The following is a 16888-nucleotide window of genomic DNA, read 5'->3' as shown; positions in this document are numbered from 1 at the left end:
CTTCTTATCCTTCGGCTGTGGGTGGGCTCAACCGGGTTTCCCTGGGCGTCCACCGGGGTTTCCGCAGTTGAACGAGTATCCCCCGAGAACCCCGGCCGGCATCCCCGACAACCCCGGCCGAGGGCGCCCGACAGCCCGCCGGACGGCACCGATCCGACCCGGGAACGGGCGGCGGTCGATTCCATGAACAATCGATGCCCGACTCCGGGAACAAGCGACGGGATTCGGCCACGGTGGCCGATAATGCTTGCACAATATCGGCCGCAATGCCGAAAATTGCCGGATCCGGAGCGAAGTTGCCGGTCCCGGAGGGGCAAATCGAACGCTGTGACCGCTTCGCCGAAAATAGTCCGCGTAGTACACTCGTTCGCGCGTCGCTTGAGCAGCCGATGGCGGCGATCACCTCACCTCGAATCACCGTCGAATCATCGCCGAAGACCGCCACGAACAACTGCGACAACCCGTCATCACGTCCCCGATTCATTATTCCACGGCACTGGCACACTGCCGCCCAGGCACCTGGCGGCCCTGACACCTGGCGGCCCGGGTCCCTTGCGCCCCCTGCCGGAACGAGCGCGCACACCTGCGCTCCGCCCGGCTGCCCGACCGCCCGGCGACAGTGATCGCTTTACGGAGCGATGGGCGCCGTAAAAGCGGCGCATCGAGTTCTGACTTTTATTCTGCTCACAACAGCAGGAAGCGCGGGGGAATGGACAACAATCAGCTTCGATCGATGTTGGTGACCCAACGGAAGATGGTCGGCTGGAGCCAGGAGCAATTAGCCGAACACTCCACTGTCAGCGTCCGCACCATTCGCAACCTGGAAACCGGCGCCATCAAGAATCCGCGCCGCAGTTCCGTGGAACTCCTGGTGGGCGCGCTGTTCGCCGCGGCGACCAACCGGGACGACACCCTGCTCTCCCAGGTCGTTCACGCGGGCGCCCCGGCCGGGCTGCCGCCCACCCGGCCGGAACCCGGATTCCCGGCCCGCGTCGCCGAGCTCCCGGACAACGCGCGGTGGCGGGGACTGCGGCCCAAGACGGACATCACCGTCGGCCGACGGGCCGACCTGCTGCACGTCGTGACCGCCCTGCGACCGGGCCGTCCGCTGGTGCTCACCGGACCGGCCGGCGTCGGCAAGACCCGGCTGGCGCTGGACTCGGCCGCCCACCTGCTGGACCGCTTCCGGGACGGCGTCGTGGTCCTGGAGCTCGGCTCGGTCACCCCCGAGGCCGTCGACCCGGCGGCCGCCTCGGCCCAGGCCCAGCGCGCGCTCGACGCCCTCCTCCGGGGCTTCGGCCGCGACCCGCGGACCGGCCCCGAGCTGCAGCTGCTGCTGGTCGTCGACAACGCCGAGCACGTCATCGACACAGTGGCCCGGCAGGTCAGGACACTGCTGTCGCGGCACCCGGCACTCCACATCATGATCACCTCGCTGCGGGCGCCCGCCGGGGTCCCCGCCGACCTGTGGGAGGTCTCGCCGCTGTCGGTCGACCACCCGGACGGCCCCTACGGCTGCCCGCCGGCCGCCGAGCTGTTCTGCCACCGGGTGCACTCGGTCGCCCCGACGCTCGACCTCGGCGACCAGATGCCGCAGGTGGTCGAGCTCTGCCGACGCCTCGGCGGCCTGGCGCTCGCGATCGAGAACGCCGCGGTGCGGATGCGCTCGGTGCCCCTGCACGTCCTGGTGGACGAGTGCCGGGTGCTGCCGATCCTCGGCCAGGAGGAGGTCGGCGGGCTCTCCCACCACCGCTCGCTGCACCGCAGCCTCGCCTGGGCGTACGGACTGCTCGACGAACGGCAGCGCCGGGCACTCAGACGGCTCTCCCGGTTCCCCGAGGAGTTCTCCATCGACGACATCCGGCAGGAGCCCGTCGACGGCGGCGGCCCGGCCGGCCGGGAGCCCTCCCGCAACCTCGACGTCCTGGCCGAACTGGTCGACTTCTCCGTCGTCCAGGTGAATCGCGGTCACCAGTACGCGTACCGGGTCCCCCGGATGATGCGCGAGTACGTCAACGCCATTCCGGCCTGAGGCCGGCCCGCACCCCCGTCGCCCGGAGTGCCGCTCCGGGCGACGGGGGCGCCGGGCGACGGGGTGCTCCGCACCTCCGGGCGGAACCTCCTGACCAAGGGTCAGCCCTTCCGCCCGGCAGCGGCCCACCCCTCCCCCGTTCCCTTTTCCCCCTTCCCCCCTCCGGCCCCGTAACCCGTCTTCCCGGTTACACCTATCCTGGGGCGCATGACCGACGGAGACGACCCGGTCCCCCGGAACGCGGCCGACGCGACCGGCCCTGCCGACCCGGCCGCCGCACCGCCCGACGGCACGGCCGGCCGGCACACCCCTCCCGGGCTGGTCCTCACCACCCCCGGAGGCAGCCGCTTCCACTTCGACCCCGGCGCCCTCTGCCTGGAACTGCTCACCACCGGCGGACCCGGCCCGTACGCCCGGTACGAGGTGCTGCACCGGCCCGCCGACCTCGCCGCCTGGCTCCCGCCGTCCCGGCTGCGGCTGCCCGCCGACGCCGTACGGATCTCCCCCGCCGAGCTCACCGCCACCCGCACCCTGCGCGACGCCCTGTGGCACCTGGCCGCCGCCCGCGCCCACGGCCGCCCCGGCGAACCCGAGGACTACACCGTCCTCAACCGGGCCGCCGAGCACCCGCCGCTGGTCCCCCGGATCGCCCCGGACGGCACCGCGGCCGCCCCGCCACCCGCCGACGGAGCCCAGCTGGCCTCCACCCTCGCCCGGGACGCCATCGCCCTGCTCACCGGCCCGTACGCGGACCGGATCCGGGAATGCGGCGCCCACGACTGCCGACTGATCTTCGTCGACACCTCGCGCCCCGGCCGCCGGCGCTGGTGCTCGATGGAACGCTGCGGCAACCGCCACAAGGTCCGCTCCCTGCGCGCCCGCCGGGAGAGCGAGGAGACGCCCCCGGCCGCCGCCCTCCCCGCCGACTCCGGGCGTGCGCCCGCTGATCCACCGTCTGAGAGCATGGGCTGATGCGACCGCTGTACTCCGTTCCCCTCGGCATCGCCGCCGCCGGCACCGCCTGCCTCGCCTACTCCGTCGGGTACGAGGTCCGGGCCTTCCGCCTCCGCCGGATCGAGGTCCCCGTCCTCCCGCGCGGCGCCCGCCCGATCCGGGTCCTCCAGGTGTCCGACATCCACATGGTGAGCGGGCAGGGCAAGAAGCAGCGCTGGCTGAAGAGCCTGGCCGGCCTGCGCCCCGACCTGGTGGTCAACACCGGCGACAACCTCTCCGACCCGCTCGGCGTCCCGGCCACCCTCGACGCGCTCGGGCCCCTCATGGAGTTCCCCGGCGTCTACGTCTTCGGCTCCAACGACTACTACGGCCCGGCCCGCAAGAACCCGGCACGCTACCTCCAGGCCATGCGCAGCGGCGCCCACGGCATGAACAACCCCGACGGCACCGCCCGCCGCGGCATCACCGGAGCCGTCCACAACCCGTGGGAGAAGCTCCGCGACGGCTTCGACGGAGCCGGCTGGCTCGACCTCACCAACACCCGCGGCCGGCTCACCGTGAACGGGCTCGACCTGGAATTCACCGGCCTCGACGACCCCCACATCCGCCGCGACCGCTACAGCGACGTCGCCGGCGGCCCCTCCGCCGACGCCGACCTCTCCCTCGCCGTCGTCCACGCGCCCTACCTGCGCGTCCTCGACGCCTTCACCGCCGACCGCTACCCGCTGATCCTGGCCGGCCACACCCACGGCGGCCAGCTCTGCATCCCCTTCTACGGCGCCCTGGTCACCAACTGCGACATCGACACCCGCCGGGTCAAGGGCCTCTCCACCCACACCGCCGGCGGCCACCGCTCCCACCTCCACGTCTCGGCCGGCTGCGGCACCAACCGCTACACCCCCGTCCGCTTCGCCTGCCCGCCCGAGGCCACCCTCCTCACCCTCGTCCCGGCCCCCCGCTGACCCCCGCCGGACGCCCGCCCGAAACCGGATTTCGTGTCTCGGCGAGCGTCCGGTAGAGTTCTACTCGTCGCGAAGGAGACGGAGCGACAAACCGCAAGACCGGGGTGTGGCGCAGCTTGGTAGCGCGCTTCGTTCGGGACGAAGAGGCCGTGGGTTCAAATCCCGCCACCCCGACCCAGTAGGACCAGCTCAGGGCCGGTCTCCCGTAAGGGAGACCGGCCCTGAGTGGTTATCACGTCCTTTCGGGAGACTTCGGCCTGGCATTCGCCCTAGACCGGTCATAGGCGGGGACCCAAACCGCCGACCGGTGGTGACCTGCGCAGAGGCATTCGCCCCCGGCGCCGGGCAACGGTGCACAACCTACGTTGTCAGTGCATCGAGGTACGCTGCATGGTCGCCAGCAAGCGGCCGTCAAAGCGGGCACCCAGGCTCATCGAGCCACGTACCGTCGCCCCGTTACGACAATCAGGAGAACCAAGTGCAGCCCACCAAGATCGTGGATCTGTTCGCCGGCCCCGGGGGGCTCGACGTGGCGGCAGACAAGCTCGGCATCCCCACGGTGGGCATTGAATGGGACTCCGCCGCGTGCACCACACGCCGAGCCGCCGGCCTGGAGACGTGGGAAGGCGATGTCCGCATGTTCGGACCCTCGAACTGCCCCGAGGCCGATGTGCTGGCCGGAGGTCCTCCCTGCCAGACCTTCACCGTCGCGGGCTCGGGCGCCGGGCGCCGGGCCCTCGATCAGGTGTTGGAATTCGTCGAGCGACTCATCGCCCGGGAGGATCGCGAAGAGATCCAGAGGGACCTGGCCAAGCTCGACGACGAGCGGACGGGTCTGGTGCTGCAGCCCCTCATGTGGGCTCTCGACGCAATCGACTCCCCCGACCGAAAGCCCTACAAGGCAATTGTCCTCGAACAGGTACCGGCCGTGCTTCCGGTGTGGACGGCCTACAAGAAAGCATTCGAGGGCGAGGGCTACCAGGCGGATTGCGGCATCCTGCACACCGAGGCGTTCGGCGTCCCACAGACCCGCCGCCGGGCCGTGTTGATCGCCCGGTACGGCGACGAACCTGTCAAGCTCCCGACACCCACCCACCGCGTCTACCGCAAGGGCGTCGGGCGCGACGAGGGAGACGAAAACCTTCTGGAGTGGCGGACCATGGACGAAGTGATCGTCCGCGAAACCGACTTCGAAGTGATCTCCAACTACGGCACCGGCGGCGATCCCAAGGCCCGCGGTCGACGCCGCTCGACCGAGCCGTCGGCCACGGTCACGGGCAAGATCTTCCGCAATCGTGTGGTCGGCCCCGGCGACGTGGAGCTCGAACGTTTCACGTATTCCGAGGCCGGTCGTCTGCAGACCTTCCCGGCCGACTACCCTTGGCGCGGCCGCGATGTCGGTCAGCAGATCGGCAACGCGGTTCCTCCACGTCTCGCCATGCACGTCCTGTGCGCCGCCTTCGGATGGGCCGCACCGTCCGACGCCATGCTGCGGGACCTCTACTCCTGGGGTTCGCGGGGCACCGACAAGCCGGACGTCGACGACCCGACGGGCAGGGACCAGCAGAGCACCTGAGCGGGGCCGGAGAGAACAGCCAACGGCGAGCGTCCGCGTCGCGTACGAACATCGACGATCCGAGGGGGAGCGATGCCTGCGTCCTTTGTCACCGACCTGTGCGGATACCGGAACGGCAAGCCGAACACCAGCGACAGCAGCAAAGCCGATTCCATCGAGCTGGGTCGGCTCTTCTTTGAACAGCTCGGAGTGCCCAAGGAGAAGGACGCCGAGAAGAACGACCACACATGGAGCACGGCCATGGTCGCCGATCTGAACGGAAAGCTGGAGAAGGTCGCTCCGCATCTCACGGTCGAACGGGAGCGGCACGCCCACGACTTCGAACAGTACGCGCACCTGGGGGCCATACAGCGGCTGGCCGACGAAGACTCGCTGCCGCTCGACAACGCCGTGAAGAATCTGCAGAACCACCTGCCGACGGCCGAGGAAGGCGGGGAGGAGACGTCCGTCCTAGTGAAGGCCCTGCTCAAGGCCCTCGACGAATCCCGGGCCAGGCGTCGTCCGTTGCTCGATGCCCTGGGTGACGAGTCACTGCCGAAGCTGGACATATCTGTCCACCGGCCGCTCGACGACGCGGCGATCGGCCAGCCTCACCTAGTGGCGGGGTTCTCACTCAAGTGGTCGCTCAGGACCGACCGGCTGCAGGATCCGCGCACCCATGGTGCCAAGATGGCCACCCTCCGCCGAGGGCGCATGCCTCACTTCGCAGCCGTCACGATGGAACCTCGTCCGTACTTCCTGGCACGACTCGGGCAGGGCACGGGGGATCTCGACTGTGTCTACCACCTCCATCTCCCGGCTCTCACCGTCGCAGTGGACGAGTACTACTCTGCGACGAAAAATCGCCTGAAGACGCGCGACACCTTCCACCGCATGGTGGAACAGCGCCGCTTGCGCGACTACGACGATCTCGTCGCCTATCTGGGAACGCTCTAGCCACGCGATCCGACAGGACTGCCTCCTGACAGCACGGTTCGCGCCCCATATGGTCGATCCGTGACCTACGAAGCACCGCTCTTCCCCCTCCCATCCGACGGCGCCCCCCACTCAGATCACCTCGACGACCCCGGCCTCAGCGCCGTCGAGGAATGGTTGCTCGACCAGAGGGACCACAGAAGGCGATTCGGGCAGGTCTTCCGCAGGGCCATCGACGAGGTCTTGGACGGACAGCGCACGGGCCGGTATGACCTCTACATCAAGGAAGGCCCGGGCCGGGTCGAGAGCACCGAGAAGACGTATCTCGGCACCAAGGTGGAGATCGTCACCCGAGCCGAGTTCGACCTCGGCTACGGAAATCCCATGGACTACGTCATCGCCGATGAACACGTCGACGCGAAGTTCACCGTAGGCGGGACCTGGATGATCCCGAAGGAGGCCATGAACCACATTTGCCTCCTGATGCGTGCCGACGACCGAACAGGAGCCTTCCAGGTCGGGATACTCCGGATTAAGCCCGAGGTCCTCACCACCGGGCCGAACGGCGATCAGAAGAGAAGCGTTTCGGTCGCGGGCAAGGCCCGGATCCGCTGGATCGTCCAGAATGGCGAACTACCGGACAACCTCCTACTCCGTCTCCGGGAGGCCGACCCCAACATAGTCCGGTCCATCTTCCGCGCCTCGGACGGTTATCGCGGATCCGGCAATGGCGGCCAGCTGCGCGTCAACGAACTCTTCCGTCGGGTACGGGGACGAATCGTCGACCGCACCACCGTGGTCACCGTCGCCACCCAGCACGACGGTCTCAAGCGCGCACGGGACTCGCGCAAGCACCTCAGGCCGGAAGGCATCATCGTGATCGGCCATCTGAAGCCCTACCCGCAGATCGCGGAAGAACTGGGCCTGCCCGTCCCGGAAAAGGGCTCCTTCGTGTCGGTGAAGCTGACAGAGCTGGACGAGTTCAACACCCGCCGATCGACCGTCGTCGACGGTGTCCGGTACGGGATCTGGGCCGAGGGCGACCCGGCCTGCGAAGCCCCCGAGATCAAGGGATAGAGCCCGGAGCCCAGTGCTATTCGGCGACACGCCAACGTCATTCGCGGGTCAGAGGACGGTGGTCAGTTCGGTGCGGGAGGTGATGTTGAGCTTGGGGTAGGCCTTGTAGAGGTGGTGGGCGACGGTGCGGGGGCTGAGGAAGAGCTGGGCGGCGATGTCGCGGTTGGTGAGGCCCTGGGCGGCGAGGCGGGCGATCTGGAGTTCCTGGGGGGTGAGGGGGGACTGCGGGGTGCCGGTGGGGGTGGCCGGGGCGGGGGTGCCGGTGGCGGAGAGTTCGGTGCGGGCGCGGGCGGCCCAGGGGTGGGCGCCGAGGCGGTCGAAGGTCTCCAGGGCGGCGCGCAGGTGGGGGCGGGCGTCGGTGCGGCGGCGGGTGCGGCGCAGCCATTCGCCGTAGAGGAGGGCGGTGCGGGCCTGTTCGAAGGGGCGGTGGGCCGTCGCGTGCCGGGAGAGGGCGGCGCGGTAGGCGGTCTCGGCGAGTTCGTCGGGGCCGAGCAGGGCCTGGCAGCGCAGGCGGAGGGCCTCGGCCCAGGGGCGGTCGGCGGCGGCCGTCCAGCGGGCGAAGCGCTCGTAGGGTTCGGCGGCGCGTTCGGGGGTGCCGAGGCGGACGGCGGCCTCGACCAGGTCGGGGACGGCCCGGGTGGCGCTGATGTGGTGCCGGTGCGGGCCGGTGGTGAGGGTGTGCAGCCGGTCGGCGGCGTCGCCGGCGCGGCCCTGGCCGAGGTCGAGCAGGGCGAGCGCCCACTGGACCCAGGCCAGGCCGGCCGCGGGGGCGGCGGTCTGCGGGCCGGTGGTGGCGAGGGCGGTCGCGGCGAGTTCGGCGCAGCGGTCGGTGCGGCCGTCCAGCGCGGCCAGGCAGGCGAGCAGCGCGGTGAGTTGGCTGACCCACTGGTGCTGGCCGGTGTCCCGGGCGAGGCCGAGGCCTTCGGTGGCGGTGAGTTCGGCGTCGCGGTGCCGGCCGTGGAAGAGTTCGGCCTCGGCCAGGAAGAACTGCAGGGTGGGCATCACTCCGACGGTGCCCTTGGCGCGGGCTTCGGCGATCAGTTCGGCGGCGAGTTCGGCGGTCTCCTCGTCGCGCCCGAGGACCAGGGTGGCGCCGCACAGTTGGACCAGGTCGACCGGGCTGTCGGCCCCTGCCCGGCGGGCGGCCTCCACGGCCTCCCGGACGGGCCGAAGCGGCGTGGCGGGCCGGCCGAGCGCGGGCAGGACGGCCGCGGGCAGGTGGCGGGCGAGCGGGGCGAGGGGGTCGTCGGCGGCGAGCGGCAGGACCGCCAGGCGGTCCAGGACGGCGACCACCGGCTCCTCCCCCGCGTACCAGGCGGCGTGGAAGGCCTGGAGCAGCATCCGGGCGGCGTGCATCGGGTCGATGTCGGTGCCGGCGGCGTCGAGCAGCAGCCGGTGGGCGGTCGGGTGCGCGCCGCGCCAGAAGTGCGCGGTGGCCCGGACCTGGTCGAGCAGGGCGTGCGCCAGGACGTTGTCGGTCCGGCCGGAGGCCTCGTCGGCGAGTTTCTCCGCTCGCTCCAACTCGCCTTCCTCGGTGGCTGCTTCGGCGGCCAGGACGAGCCGGCGGGTGGCGCTGTCGCGGTCCGGGGTGAGGCGGGCGGCGCGCTCGTACGCGGCGGCCCCGCCGTGGCCGCCGCGGCGCTCGGCGCGGACGGCGGCGCGCTCCAGCGCGTCGGCGAGGCCCGCGTCGGGGCCGGTGGCGGCCAGCGCGAGGTGCCAGGTGCGGCGGTCGCCGTCCGGCAGGGCCCTCGCCACGGCCTGATGGGCCGTCGTCTTCTGGTGGTGCGGGGCGCGCTGGAGGATCGCGGAGCGCAGCAGGGGGTGCCGGAAGGCGATCCGGCGGTCGGCCGTGACCGTCGCCAGGCCGGACTCCTCGGCGGGCGCGAGGTGTTCGGCGGTGACGCCGAGGGCGGCCGCTGCGGGCAGGACGACGTCCAGCGCCCCGCTCTCCTCCGTGGCGGCGACCAGCAGCAGCGTCTGGGTGGCCGCGGGCAGGCCGGTGACCTGACCGTGGAAGGCGATCAGCAGCCGGCTGGTGAGCGGCAGGCCGCCCGGCGCCGACATGTGCGGCCCGACGGCGACCGGGAGTTCGGTGAGCGCGAGCGGGTTGCCGGCCGCCTCGGCGAGCAGCCGGTCGCGCGCGGCGGCGGGCAGGCCGGGGCCTGCCCGCCGGGCCAGCAGCCGGGTGGCGTCGGCCTCGGACAGTGCGGTCACCTGTCGTTCGGGCAGCCCCAGCGGGCGCTCCGCCGCGCCGCCGGTGGCCCCGGGGGCACCGGCGGCGCGGGCGGCGAGCAGCAGGGCCACCCCCTCGGCCTGGAGGCGTCTGGCGGCCAGCAGCAGCGCCTCCAGTGAGGCCCGGTCCAGCCACTGCACGTCGTCCATGACGCACAGCAGGGGCCGGTCGGCGGCGAGTTCGGCGAGCAGACCGAGCGTGGCGAGTCCGACGAGCAGCCGGTCGGCGCGCCCTTCACCGGCGGCCGGCTCATCGGCGGCCGAGCCACCGGCGACCGAGCCACCGGCGGCCGGAACGCCGTCCGCCCCGTGGCCGTCCGGCCGGCCCTCGTCGGAGAGCCCGAACGCCGCCTCCAGCGCCCGCCGTTGCGGCCCGGGCAAGGCGTCCAGCCGGTCCAGGCCGGGTGCGAGCAGCAGGCTCAGCCCGGCGTACGGCAGCTCGGCCTCGTACTCGACGCCGGCCGCCCGGATCACCCGGAACGACTCCCCGGCCCGCGCCACCGCGTCGTCCAGCAGCGCGGTCTTGCCGATGCCGGCCTCGCCCCGGAACAGCAGCACCCCGCTGCGGCCGGCCCGCGCCGCGTCCAACAGGCCCTCCACGGCGGCCTGTTCGCCTTCCCTCCCGTACAGCATGCCCCGACCCTACCCACCCGGGCCCGCACCGCCTTCGGCACCGGCAGCGACGCCACTACCGGCACCGGTACCGGCACACCCCGGCGGAGGCTACGTACCCCCATGCCCATACGTGACGGATTCGCCGCCCGCCGCCCGTCCGTACCGTGGTGAGCACCGGGAACGACCCGGCCAACCACCCACCGGAACACGGGAGATGACGATGACCGAGATCACCACCGCCGCCCTCCAGCAGCTCGCCGAGCGCTACCTCGCGGTGTGGAACGAGACCGACCCGGCGGCCCGCCGCAAGCTGGTCGACGAGGTGTGGGCCGAGGACGGCCGCTACACCGACCCGCTGGCCGCCGTCACCGGCCGGGACGCCGTCGACGCGCTGATCGGCGCCGCCCAGGCCCAGTTCCCGGGGCTGGAGTTCACCCTCGGCCCGGTCGACGCCCACCACGACGTCGCCCGCTTCACCTGGAACCTGGGCCCGGCCGGCGCGGAGCCGGTGGTGATCGGCTTCGACGTTCTGGCGGCCACCCCGGACGGCCGGATCGGCGCGGTGTACGGCTTCCTCGACCGCGTACCGGGCGCCTGAGCCGCAAACCCGCGTACCGGGTGCCGGGCGCCGGACGCCTGAGCCGCAGACCGCCGCGCCGCCCGAGGGCGGGCCGCCCCCACCGCGCCCGCCCCTCGGCGCCGGACTGCCCCTCGGCGCCGGACTGGCCCTCGGCGCCGGACGGGCCCTCACCGCGTACGGCGCCGCGGACGGCAGTGTCCGGTGGCCGGTGCCCGTGGGCCCGGTCCGGTCCCTGCCGCTGGGAACGCCGCCCGGGGGCCGGTCCCCGCCCGCCCCGGAGCGGCCGTGGCGGGATCCCGGCACGCGGGGCGGGTGGCCGAAGCCCACCCGCCCGTTCCCTTCCCTCCCCCCGATCGGGTTGGATGGTCGGATGAGCGAGGAGAAGAGCGCCGTACCGGCGTGGGAGCAGCGGTTCAGGGCGGCCCGGGTGTCCCTGCCCGACTGGGCCGAGGACGCCCCCGACCGGGCGTTGTACGTGTCCAACGCGACCGGCACCTACGAAATCTACGCCTGGGACCGCGCCACCGGCGCCCACCGCCGGGTGACCGACCGTCCGAACGGCACCACCGACGCCGAGCTGTCCCCCGACGGCGACTGGGTCTGGTGGTTCGACGACCACGACGGTGACGAGTTCGGCGTCTGGCGCCGCCAGCCGTTCGCGGGCGGCCCCGACGAGGAGGCCGTGCCCGGCCTCGCCGCTTCCTACTCGGCCGGCCTGGCCCTCGGCCGCGACGGCACCGTGGTCGTCGGCCGCTCGACGGACGAGGACGGCACCACCCTGCACCTGCGCCGCCCCGGCAGCGCCGAGCCGGTCGAGATCTACCGGCACGAGGAGTACGGCGGCATCGGCGACCTCAGCCACGACAGCACCCTGCTCGCCATCGACCACACCGAGCACGGCGACGCGATGCACTCCGCGATCCGGGTCGTCCGCGTCACCGGGGACGGCGGGGTCGAGACCATCGCCGAGCTGGACGAGGTCACCGGCCGGGACGAGCCGCGCGGCGTCGCCTGCCTGGGCTTCGCGCCGGTCGAGGGCGACACCCGGCTGCTGGTCGCCCACCAGCGCACCGGCCGCTGGGAGCCGATGATCTGGGACGTCGCCACGGGTGCCGAGACCGCTCTCCCGCTGCGTGACGAGCAGGGCCGCGAACTGCCCGGCGACGTCTCCGCGCAGTGGCGCCCCGGCGCCGGTGAGCTGCTGGTGGAGCACGAGTACGAGGCGCGCAGCGAGCTGTTCTCGTACGGGCTGGCCGACGGCCGGCTGACCCGCCTGGACACCCCGCGCGGCACCGTCGGCGGCGCCACCGCCCGTCCGGACGGCACCGTCGAGTACCTGTGGTCCTCCGCCGCCGAGCCCTCCGCCGTCCGTTCCACCGCCGGTACGGTCGTGCTGCGGGCGCCCGGCGCGGTGCCGCCCGGTTCGGTGCCGGTCGAGGACGTCTGGGTGGACGGGCCCGGCGGGCGGGTGCACGCCCTGGTGCAGCGGCCGTCGACGGCCGGGCCGGGCCCGTACCCGACCGTGTTCGAGATCCACGGCGGCCCGACCCACCACGACAGCGACTCCTTCGCCGCCGGTCCGGCCGCCTGGCTGGACCACGGCTTCGCGGTGGTCCGGGTCAACTACCGCGGTTCGACCGGCTACGGCCAGGCCTGGACGGACGCGCTGCACGAGCGGGTCGGCCTGATCGAGCTGGAGGACATCGCGGCGGTCCGCGCCTGGGCCGTCGACAGCGGCCTCGCCGACCCGGCCCGGCTGGTGCTCACCGGCGGCAGCTGGGGCGGTTACCTGACCCTGCTCGGCCTCGGCGTCCAGCCCGACAGCTGGGCCCTCGGCGTCGCCGCCGTGCCGGTCGCGGACTACCACACCGCGTACGCCGACGAGATGGAGGCGCTCAAGTCGCTGGACCGCACGCTCTTCGGCGGCACCCCGCAGGAGGTGCCGGAGCGTTTCACCGCCTCCTCGCCGCTGACCTACGTCGAGCAGGTGCGGGTGCCGGTGTACATCAGCGCCGGGGTCAACGACCCGCGCTGCCCGATCCGGCAGATCGACAACTACGTCGAGCGGCTGGAGCAGCTCGGCAAGCCGCACGAGGTGTACCGCTACGACGCCGGGCACGGCTCGCTGGTGGTGGAGGAGCGGATCAAGCAGCTGCGGCTGGAGATCGAGTTCGTCCGACGGTACCTGGGCGCGGCCGGGAGCGACGCAGACGGAGGGGCGGCGTGAGACGTCTGCTGCTGCTCGCGGGGGTGGCGGTGGCCGGGGCCCTGGTGCTCAGCGGCTGCTCGGGGTCGCGGCCGGCGGTCGCCTCCTGCCCGCCTCCGGCCGGCCCGCCGGCGCCGAGCTCCTCGGCCGTCGCGCCCAAGCCGGCCGTGCCGCCCACCACCGCACCGCCGACCGGCGCCGTCCCGCCCGCCGGCGCCGTCCCGCCCGCCGGTGCCGTCCCGCCCGCCGGTGCCACGCCGCTCGCCACGGCGACCAGGGCGAGCGCACCGGGCGCGGGGAGGGCAGACGGGATCGCGGGCGGGATCGCGGGCACGGCCGTCCTGGCGGCGGCCTACGAGTCGACCGACCCGGACGGCACCGTCGAGCTCGCCAAGGGTTCGAAGGGGTCCGGCGGCTCCTCGGGCTCCTCGGGTTCCTCCGGCTCGAAGGGCTCCAAGGGGTCGAAGACCGGTCGCACCGTGCACCACCACATCGACCACTACGACAACGACGACCACAACGGCAGCGGCAACGGCAACGGCCACTGCCACAGCGACCCGACGCCGCTGCCCACCGGCTCGTCCTCCCCGACCCAGCAGCCGCTCCCGACGCCGACACCGGCGGCACCGACACCGACGGCGCCCCCGCCGGCGGTCAAGCCGACAGCGGCACCGGCCCTGCCGACCAAGCGCTGAGAGCGGGGTCGGACCAGGACGCGCCGGTCAGTCCAGGACCGGGTCCAGCCCGAGGGCCCGGTCCTGCTCCGCCTCCGCCTCGCGGCGCACCAGGCGGAACCACATGAAGACCACGAACCCGGCGAAGACGAACCACTCCAGGGTGTAGCCCAGGTTCTGGAACGCGCGCAGGGTGAGCCCGTCGCCGCCCTGCGGCTGCACGGTCGGTACCGGGGCCAGCCCGGCGGGCGCGTCGTCGACGGCCACCCAGCCGTCGTACCAGCCGTCGTACTCCAGCACGTTCAGCAGCGACGCCCGGTTGATCATGCCGAGCTGCCCGGTCGGCAGACCGCCCGCCACCGCGCCGTTGCTGCCCACGGCCTCGTTGGCCTGCAGGCGCCCGGTCACCGTCACCTCTCCGCCCGGCGGCGGCCCGGCGGCGGCCGGGTCCCCACCCGCCCAGCCGCGCACCACGGCGACGGCGTGACCGTCGGCGGTGCGCAGCGGGGTGAGCACGTAGTAGCCCTGCTTGCCGTCCACCACCCGGTTGGGGACGAGCAGTTGGTGCTCGCTGTCGTAGGTGCCGGTCACCGTGACCGTCCTGCCGACGGTCTCCGTGCTCACCTGCGGAGTCGCCTGGTTGAGCAGTGCGTCGATCGGCCGGGCGTCACTCGAAGCGGTGACCGCCTGCTTGGCCTCCTGGTGCGTGGACACCCGGTCCTCGAACCGGCCAAGCTGCCAGGAACCCAGCCACAGGCACACCGCCACGGCCGCCACGGCCACGACGGTGCCGCCGAGCCAGCGCGAAGTCAGGAGGAACCGGTACACACCCCCACGGTAACCACTCCTCACACCCGCCCGGCCCCCGGGCCCCGGGCCACGGCCCCGGCCGCGGCGGCCGCCGGCCCGCCGCGGCCGCCCGTCGTCACCGCTGTCCGTCGTCACCGCTGCCCGTCGTCACCGCGTCGCCGCCGCCCGCGGTCACCCCGCCGTCGGCGAGCCCGACGGCTGCGGCACCGAACCGCCCAGGTTCTGGACGCCGCCGCGGTAGACGGTGCCGCTGCACGCCACGGGCAGGGTCGCCGTGGCGGCCGCCGGACTGCCGGGGGCGGGAGTGTGGGCGATGGTCACGGTGGACGGTGCGGCGGTCGGGCCGCCGGTCGGGGTCGGGGTCGGGCTGGGAGCCGTGCTGGGGCCCGCCGACGGGGACGAGGAGGCCGGCGGGTTGGCGCTGGCCTCGCTGGAGGGGACGGAGGCCGGGGCGCCGGACTCGATGGCCGGGACGTCCGAGCGCAGGGCCACCTGGTTGACGCCGCTCGACGGGGTGGTCAGGCTGCCGGAGCCGGCACAGGTCCGGTCGGGGACCCAGGCGAACTGCACCCGGTACCCGGCCCGCGGCGCGAGCACCGGGGGCTCCCCGTCCATCGCGGGCAGGCCGGCCGCCGGGTCGCCCGGCGCATGGTCGGCGGTGCGGATGCGGCCGCGGTCGCCGCCGCTGACGGCGGTGACCGCCACCGAGCCCGGCCCGCCGAGCCGGCAACTGCGCACGGAAACGTTGTAGACGGTGAACGAGCCGTAGATCCGCCCGTCGCCATCGGCTGTCCCGACCTGCGCGACGCCTTCGCCGAGGTCCGTCCGGGTGCAGAGCGGGACGATGCCGCCGTCGCCGGCCCCGGAGGTCCCGGAGGGCGCGACGCCGCCGTCGGTTTGCGTCAGCCCGCCGCCGGGGGTGTGCGGTGCCGCAGCCGTACCGGTCGGCGAGGTGGCGGCGCCGGTGCCGCCCGCGCCCGTCTGCGCGGCCGCCCCGGTACCGCCGGCGGTACCGGCGGCACCGCTGGGGGACGCGGCAGCAGGGCTCTTGGCGTCGGCCGAGCCGGGACCGCCGGAGAGCCCGAGGTGCTCCCCCTCGTGCAGGACGGGCAGGCCGATCGCGACGGCGAAGGCGAGTGCGGCCGCCCCGGTCCAGGCGCCGCGCCGGGCGGCCCGGCGGCGGGGTACGGCCCGCCGGATCCGCGGCAGCCCGCCCACGGCGGGCTGGATGCCGGAGACGGCGCCGTGCAGCCGCTCGCGCAGCGCCCGTTCGTCGGCGGACAGGTCCAGGAGCTCCGGGACCTCACCCGCGGGGCCGTTCGCACCGGGCTTCCCGGCCGCGTTCGGACCGGACGCGTGCGCACTGGACGCGTGCGGACTCGGTGCGTTCGGACTCGGTGCGCGCGTACCCGGTGCGCGCGTACCCGGTGCGCGCGTACCCGGCGAACTCGACTCGGGCGCCGTCGACTCGGGCGCGTGCGGCTCGGACGTGTTCGGCTCGGACGCGTTCGGCTCGGACGCCCCGTCGACCGGTCGCCGACGGCCGTCGTCCGCCTCAGCCATGTCCGGCCTCCATCTGGACGCGCAGGGCGGCGAGTCCGCGGGAGCCGTAGGCCTTCACCGAGCCGAGCGAGATGCCCAGGGTCTCGGCGACCTGCGCCTCCGTCATGTCCACGAAGTAACGCAGCACCAGAACCTCCCGCTGACGGCGTTGCAGACCACGCAGCGCGGCCTTCAACTGGTCGCGCTCCAGGGCATCGTAGGCACCTTCTTCTGCACTGGCCATGTCAGGCATGGGCTTCGGCAGCAGTCGCAGCCCGAGGATGCGGCGGCGCAGCGTGGAGCGGGACAGGTTGACGACCGTCTGCCGCAGGTAGGCCAGGGTCTTCTCGGGTTCGCGCACCCTGCGCCGGGCGGCGTGCACCCGGATGAACGCCTCCTGGACGACGTCCTCGCACGTCGAGAGGTCGTCCAGGAGCAGTGCCGCGAGCCGCAGCAACGAGCGGTAGTGCGCCTGGTAGGTCTCGGTGAGCAGGTCCTCGCTGGTACCCGCGTCGGTACCGGCGCCGGAGTCCGCCGCACCGCGTGCGGCCGCCGTCATCTGGTCTTCTTCCGGCCTACTCGCAGCCCACGGGGCGCGCGACGGGAAGGGCACCGCGGCTCTCGCCGGGATGCCCGCCCTTGCCCCCACCATCACGTTCGCCACGCACGTTGGACACTCGATCCCCTGTCATGGTTGCCCGGCTCGGGGCCCA

The 16888-nt window shown here is 73.3% G+C and carries 13 protein-coding genes and 1 tRNA gene; 10 read left to right on the top strand and 4 right to left on the bottom strand.

What is annotated here, in order from left to right; genetic code table 11:
* Nucleotides 1-739: 739 nt before the first annotated feature.
* From ACFVUY_RS02330 to ACFVUY_RS02300, 7 genes are all read left to right on the top strand, one after another.
* Nucleotides 740-2032: a helix-turn-helix domain-containing protein gene (locus tag ACFVUY_RS02330; protein ID WP_387726801.1), complete on the top strand. Its 1293-nt coding sequence runs from the start codon at nt 740-742 to the stop codon at nt 2030-2032.
* A gap of 207 nt (nt 2033-2239) precedes the next feature.
* Entirely contained in the window at nt 2240-3004 is a 765-nt protein-coding gene (locus ACFVUY_RS02325; protein WP_387726799.1) for a CGNR zinc finger domain-containing protein, read from the top strand.
* A complete protein-coding gene (locus tag ACFVUY_RS02320; RefSeq protein ID WP_380358346.1) occupies nt 3004-3948 on the top strand; it encodes a metallophosphoesterase in 945 nt (314 codons plus the stop codon). Before ACFVUY_RS02325 ends, ACFVUY_RS02320 begins: the two co-directional genes overlap by 1 nt.
* A 100-nt stretch (nt 3949-4048) precedes the next feature.
* A tRNA-Pro gene (locus ACFVUY_RS02315) sits at nt 4049-4122 on the top strand.
* A 304-nt stretch (nt 4123-4426) separates the two neighbouring features.
* The gene (locus ACFVUY_RS02310; RefSeq protein WP_387726797.1) at nt 4427-5524 is read left to right on the top strand and encodes a DNA cytosine methyltransferase; all 1098 of its coding nucleotides are present in this window, start codon (nt 4427-4429) and stop codon (nt 5522-5524) included.
* Nucleotides 5525-5596: 72 nt separating this feature from the next.
* Nucleotides 5597-6460, top strand: a complete 864-nt coding sequence (locus tag ACFVUY_RS02305) for an NgoMIV family type II restriction endonuclease (RefSeq protein WP_387726795.1) — start codon at nt 5597-5599, stop codon at nt 6458-6460.
* Between the two features lie 60 nt (nt 6461-6520).
* Nucleotides 6521-7516, top strand: coding sequence for a NaeI family type II restriction endonuclease (locus tag ACFVUY_RS02300; RefSeq protein ID WP_387726793.1), 996 nt, complete (start codon nt 6521-6523; stop codon nt 7514-7516).
* Between the two features lie 48 nt (nt 7517-7564).
* Here the strand turns inward: ACFVUY_RS02300 and ACFVUY_RS02295 are convergent, their stop codons facing one another.
* A complete protein-coding gene (locus ACFVUY_RS02295) occupies nt 7565-10381 on the bottom strand; it encodes an ATP-binding protein (protein WP_387726791.1) in 2817 nt (938 codons plus the stop codon).
* A gap of 202 nt (nt 10382-10583) precedes the next feature.
* Here ACFVUY_RS02295 and ACFVUY_RS02290 point away from each other — a divergent pair, with 202 nt between their 5' ends.
* The 3 genes from ACFVUY_RS02290 to ACFVUY_RS02280 all read left to right on the top strand — a co-directional run bounded on the left by ACFVUY_RS02290 (nt 10584) and on the right by ACFVUY_RS02280 (nt 13844).
* Nucleotides 10584-10961, top strand: coding sequence for a nuclear transport factor 2 family protein (locus ACFVUY_RS02290; protein ID WP_387688912.1), 378 nt, complete (start codon nt 10584-10586; stop codon nt 10959-10961).
* Between the two features lie 352 nt (nt 10962-11313).
* On the top strand, nt 11314-13170 hold the full coding sequence (locus ACFVUY_RS02285; protein ID WP_387726789.1) for a S9 family peptidase: 1857 nt from the start codon (nt 11314-11316) through the stop codon (nt 13168-13170).
* Nucleotides 13167-13844 (top strand): hypothetical protein, encoded by a 678-nt coding sequence (locus tag ACFVUY_RS02280; protein ID WP_387726787.1) that lies wholly within the window; start codon nt 13167-13169, stop codon nt 13842-13844. The genes ACFVUY_RS02285 and ACFVUY_RS02280 overlap by 4 nt, the downstream gene beginning before the upstream one ends.
* Before the next feature lie 27 nt (nt 13845-13871).
* On the opposite strand, the gene ACFVUY_RS02275 is transcribed toward ACFVUY_RS02280, so the two are convergent.
* The 3 genes from ACFVUY_RS02275 to ACFVUY_RS02265 all read right to left on the bottom strand — a co-directional run bounded on the left by ACFVUY_RS02275 (nt 13872) and on the right by ACFVUY_RS02265 (nt 16827).
* Nucleotides 13872-14651 (bottom strand): SURF1 family protein, encoded by a 780-nt coding sequence (locus tag ACFVUY_RS02275; RefSeq protein WP_387688906.1) that lies wholly within the window; start codon nt 14649-14651, stop codon nt 13872-13874.
* Between the two features lie 153 nt (nt 14652-14804).
* Complete coding sequence (locus ACFVUY_RS02270; protein WP_387726785.1) at nt 14805-16196, bottom strand: hypothetical protein; 1392 nt, start codon at nt 16194-16196, stop codon at nt 14805-14807.
* The gene (locus tag ACFVUY_RS02265; protein ID WP_387688902.1) at nt 16189-16827 is read right to left on the bottom strand and encodes a SigE family RNA polymerase sigma factor; all 639 of its coding nucleotides are present in this window, start codon (nt 16825-16827) and stop codon (nt 16189-16191) included. Before ACFVUY_RS02265 ends, ACFVUY_RS02270 begins: the two co-directional genes overlap by 8 nt.
* Nucleotides 16828-16888 lie beyond the last annotated feature (61 nt).

This window comes from Kitasatospora sp. NPDC058063 (assembly GCF_042885395.1).
Classification (GTDB): Bacteria; Actinomycetota; Actinomycetes; order Streptomycetales; family Streptomycetaceae; genus Kitasatospora; species Kitasatospora lactacystinica.
This window is presented reverse-complemented; position numbering and strand designations above follow the sequence as displayed.

Excerpts from the sequence above, each read along its gene's own strand:
- ACFVUY_RS02325 (WP_387726799.1), top strand. The coding sequence starts at position 2,240 with ATGACCGACGGAGACGACCCGGTCCCCCGGAACGCGGCCGACGCGACC.
- ACFVUY_RS02320 (WP_380358346.1), top strand. The coding sequence starts at position 3,004 with ATGCGACCGCTGTACTCCGTTCCCCTCGGCATCGCCGCCGCCGGCACC.
- ACFVUY_RS02305 (WP_387726795.1), top strand. The coding sequence starts at position 5,597 with ATGCCTGCGTCCTTTGTCACCGACCTGTGCGGATACCGGAACGGCAAG.
- ACFVUY_RS02295 (WP_387726791.1), bottom strand. The coding sequence starts at position 10,381 with ATGCTGTACGGGAGGGAAGGCGAACAGGCCGCCGTGGAGGGCCTGTTG.
- ACFVUY_RS02290 (WP_387688912.1), top strand. The coding sequence starts at position 10,584 with ATGACCGAGATCACCACCGCCGCCCTCCAGCAGCTCGCCGAGCGCTAC.
- ACFVUY_RS02285 (WP_387726789.1), top strand. The coding sequence starts at position 11,314 with ATGAGCGAGGAGAAGAGCGCCGTACCGGCGTGGGAGCAGCGGTTCAGG.
- ACFVUY_RS02270 (WP_387726785.1), bottom strand. The coding sequence starts at position 16,196 with ATGGCTGAGGCGGACGACGGCCGTCGGCGACCGGTCGACGGGGCGTCC.
- ACFVUY_RS02265 (WP_387688902.1), bottom strand. The coding sequence starts at position 16,827 with ATGGTGGGGGCAAGGGCGGGCATCCCGGCGAGAGCCGCGGTGCCCTTC.